Here is a 3,564-nt window from a genome sequence, read left to right as displayed (position 1 = left end):
CGGCGTCGACCTCGTCGAACGGCGCATCCGTCCCACGCTGGCCGGCCGCGACGCGCTGCTCACCGAGGACTGCTGGGCGGCGCTGCACGAGGCCGACCGCATCGAGCACTTCCCGCCGTATGCGCTCGGCCCGGTCGACGTCGCGCTGTGGGACCTCAAGGCGAAGCTGGCCGGGCTGCCGTTGTACGCGCTGCTCGGCGGCGCCCGCACCCGCATCCCGGCGTACGCGAGCACCGTCACCTACGACGACGTCGACACCTACCTCGCCGTCGCTGACAGCTGCCTGGAGGCCGGCTTCACCGCGATCAAGCTGCACGCGTGGGGCGACGTCGCGCGCGACGCGGAGCTGGCCCGGAGGCTGCGCCGGCACGTCGGCGACGACGTCGACCTCATGTACGACGGGTCCGGCGCGTTCGACCTGCGCGACGCGGTCCGGCTCGGCCACGTTCTCACCGACCTGGGATTCGGCTGGTACGAGGAGCCGATGCGCGAGTGGGCGCTCGGACCGTACGTGCGCCTGCGCGAGGCGGTCGGCGTGCCGATCCTCGGGCCTGAGACGACGCCCGGCGTGCACCACGCCGTCGCCGACTGGATCGCCGCGGGCGCTGTCGACCTCGTCCGCACCGGCGTGCACTACAAGGACGGCATCACCGGCGCGCTGCGGATCGCCCACCTCGCCGACGCGCACGGCCTGCGCGCCGAGGTGCACGGCGGCGGGGCGGCGAACCTGCACCTGGCCTGCGCGATCCCGAACACGACGTACTACGAGGTGATCGTCGCCGGGGTGCCGGCGCGGCCGCGGTTCCCGGTGACGGCGGACGGCCACGCCGAGGTGCCGCAGGGTCCGGGGACCGGGGAGACGGCGCTGTGAGCCGCGGGACGGTGCTGCTGACCGGCGCGACCGGACTGATCGGCGACGCGCTGGCGGCGCGGCTGCGGACGGACGGCTGGCACGTGGTCGGGGTCGGCCTGACGGCGGGGTCACCGGACGACCTCGTCGCGGACCTGTCCGGCGACGACGGCCTGGCGACGGCGGAACGGCTGGTGGCCGAGCTGCCGGAGCTGCGCGCCGTCGTCACCAACGCCGGCGTCACGGGACCGCGGCGCCGGCCGGAGGACGTCACCGTCGCCGACTGGGACGCGGCACAGGCGATCAACGTGCGGCCGGTGCTGGCGCTGTCGCTCGCGGCGGCCCGCCGCTGGATCGCGGCGGGCGAGCCGGGCGCCGTCGTCACCGTCTCCTCGCCCGGCGCCACCCGCGCCCACCTGCACCGGGCCGTCTACGACGCGACGAAGGGCGCGGTCGAGGCGCTGACGCGGGCGCTCGCGGTGGACCTGGGGGAGCACGGCATCCGGGTCAACTCCGTCGTGCCGGCCGCCGTCGGCGGCGACCATCCCGACCTGCCGCTGGGCCGCGGCGCCGCGCCGGAGGACGTCGCGGCCGCGGTCGCCTTCCTGATCTCCGACGAGGCGCGCTCGACTACCGGGCACTGCCTGGCCGTCGACGGCGGACTGCTGGCGCAGGCGCGCAGCCGCGGCATCGCGATGCGGGCGGACGGATGAGCGGCGACAGCACGATCCGGGCGGTGCGGCTGACCCCCGTCGCGTTCGCCGAGCCGCCGCTGCGCAACTCCGCCGGCGTGCACGGCCCGGCGGTGTCGCGGCTGGTCATCGAGGTCGAGACGGCGGGCGGCGCGGTCGGGCTGGGCGAGACGTTCGGCGACCCCGCGGTGCTGGCGGCTGCGCGCGAGGCGGCGCAGCGGCTGCCGGGTGTGGACGTGTTCGACCTCGCCGGGCTCGGGCGGGTGGTGGGCGTCGACCCGCTGGTCGACGGCCAGCCCGACATCACCGGCCCGGCCGAGGTCCGCGAGCCGGGCACGTTCGCCGGCACGACGCGTGTGAAGGCGTACTCGGCGTTCGAGGTGGCGTTCCTCGACGCCCAGGGACGGCTGCTCGGGCGGCCGGTGCACCAGCTGCTCGGCGGCCGGGTCCGCGCCGAGGTCGAGTTCTGCGGGTACCTGTTCTTCAAGTTCGGCGCGCATCCCGGTGCGCCGGTCGACGACTGGGGCGAGGTCCTCGACCCCGCCGCCATGGTGGGGCTGGCCCGGCGGTTCGCCGACGAGTACGGCTTCGGCGCGCTCAAGGTGAAGGGCGGCGTGCTGGAACCGGACGCGGAGGTCGAGACGCTGCGGCTGCTGGCGGCGGAGTTCCCCGGCGTCGCGCTGCGGATCGACCCGAACGCCGCGTGGACCGTCCCCACCAGCATCCGGGTCGCGGAGTCGGCCGCCGGACTGCTGGAGTACCTGGAGGACCCGACGGCGGGGCTCACCGGCATGGCCGAGGTCGCCGCGGCCACGCCGACACCGCTGGCCACCAACATGGTGGTGACCTCGTTCCGGCAGATCCGGCGCTGCGTCGAGCTGGGCAGCGCCGGCATCGTCCTGGCCGACCACCACTTCTGGGGCGGGCTGCGGGCCACTCAGCAGCTCGGCGCCGTCGCGGCGTCGCTGGGGCTGCGGCTGTCGATGCACTCCAACTCCCACCTCGGCATCAGCCTGGCCGCCATGGTCCAGGCCGCGGCGGTGCTGCCCGGCCTGGACTACTCCTGCGACACCCACTACCCGTGGACGGTCGAGGACGTCGTCGACGTCGCCGGCGCGCCGGTGATCAAGGACGGGCGGGTGACGGTCGGCGACGCGCCCGGCCTCGGCGTCACGCTGGACCGCGACGCTCTGGCCCGCATGCACGAGCGCTGGCGGCGCGGCGGCGAGCAGGCCCGCGACGACGTCGCCGCCATGCGCAGGCACGTGCCCGGCTGGGTGGACCGGCGGCCGCGGTGGTGACGTCGGGCATCGGGCTCTTGGCATACCCGTGGGAGTTCGCGCTGGACCCGGCCGCGGCGACGACGATCGCGGCGGCCGGCGTGCCCGCCGTGGCGGTGGCCGGCGCCTACCACGCCGTCCGTGCGCTGCGAGCCCGCGGCGCCGGGCCGGGGATCGTCGACCAGCCGCACGCGGCGGCGTACTGGCCGGTCGATCCGGCGCGCTACCCCGCGCGGCTGGTGCCCGCGACCCCGGCGGCGTCCGCGACGGCGTCCGCCGTCACGGCGTTCGGGCAGGCGCGGGCCGCCGGCCTGCGGGCGGGGGTATGGCTCAGCGTCCTGCACTCGACCCGGCTGGCCTCGGCCGCGCCGGACCTGGCGCTGGTCAGCTGCTTCGGCGACGTCCACCGGCACGCGCTCTGCCCGGCCCACGACGAGGTGCGCGGCTACGCGGCCGCGCTGGTCGGTGAGGCCATCGACCGGCTGGCCCCGGACTGGGTCGAGCTGGAGGCGGTCGGCTACCACGGCTACCGGCACGCGTCGCTGCACGACAAGGCCGGCGTGGCCGTCGACGACGACACCGCATTCCTGCTGTCGCTGTGCTTCTGCCCGGCGTGCCGGCGCCGGTTCGCCGAGCGCGGCGGCGACCCCGACCGCCTGGCGCTGCTGGTCGGCGCCGAGGTGCGGCGGCGGCTGGCCACCGGTGCGCCCGGCGACTGGCCGGGCCCGGCCGCGGAGGAGCT

3 protein-coding genes and 1 pseudogene are annotated in these 3,564 nt (G+C 76.5%); all 4 read left to right on the top strand.

Going from position 1 to position 3,564, the window contains the following annotated elements:
• The coding region (locus tag DY240_RS23600; protein ID WP_119662185.1) for an enolase C-terminal domain-like protein at nt 1-871 on the top strand (871 nt) is incomplete at its 5' end.
• On the top strand, nt 868-1,563 hold the full coding sequence (locus DY240_RS23595; protein ID WP_158602972.1) for an SDR family NAD(P)-dependent oxidoreductase: 696 nt from the start codon (nt 868-870) through the stop codon (nt 1,561-1,563). The genes DY240_RS23600 and DY240_RS23595, both read left to right, overlap by 4 nt.
• Nucleotides 1,560-2,843, top strand: a complete 1,284-nt coding sequence (locus DY240_RS23590; RefSeq protein WP_119662183.1) for an enolase C-terminal domain-like protein — start codon at nt 1,560-1,562, stop codon at nt 2,841-2,843. The genes DY240_RS23595 and DY240_RS23590 overlap by 4 nt, the downstream gene beginning before the upstream one ends.
• A gap of 17 nt (nt 2,844-2,860) precedes the next feature.
• Nucleotides 2,861-3,564: pseudogene (locus tag DY240_RS23585) on the top strand (hypothetical protein); the annotation flags it as partial.

The sequence above is a fragment of the Jiangella rhizosphaerae genome, assembly GCF_003579925.1.
Taxonomy (GTDB): domain Bacteria; phylum Actinomycetota; class Actinomycetes; order Jiangellales; family Jiangellaceae; genus Jiangella; species Jiangella rhizosphaerae.
This window is presented reverse-complemented; position numbering and strand designations above follow the sequence as displayed.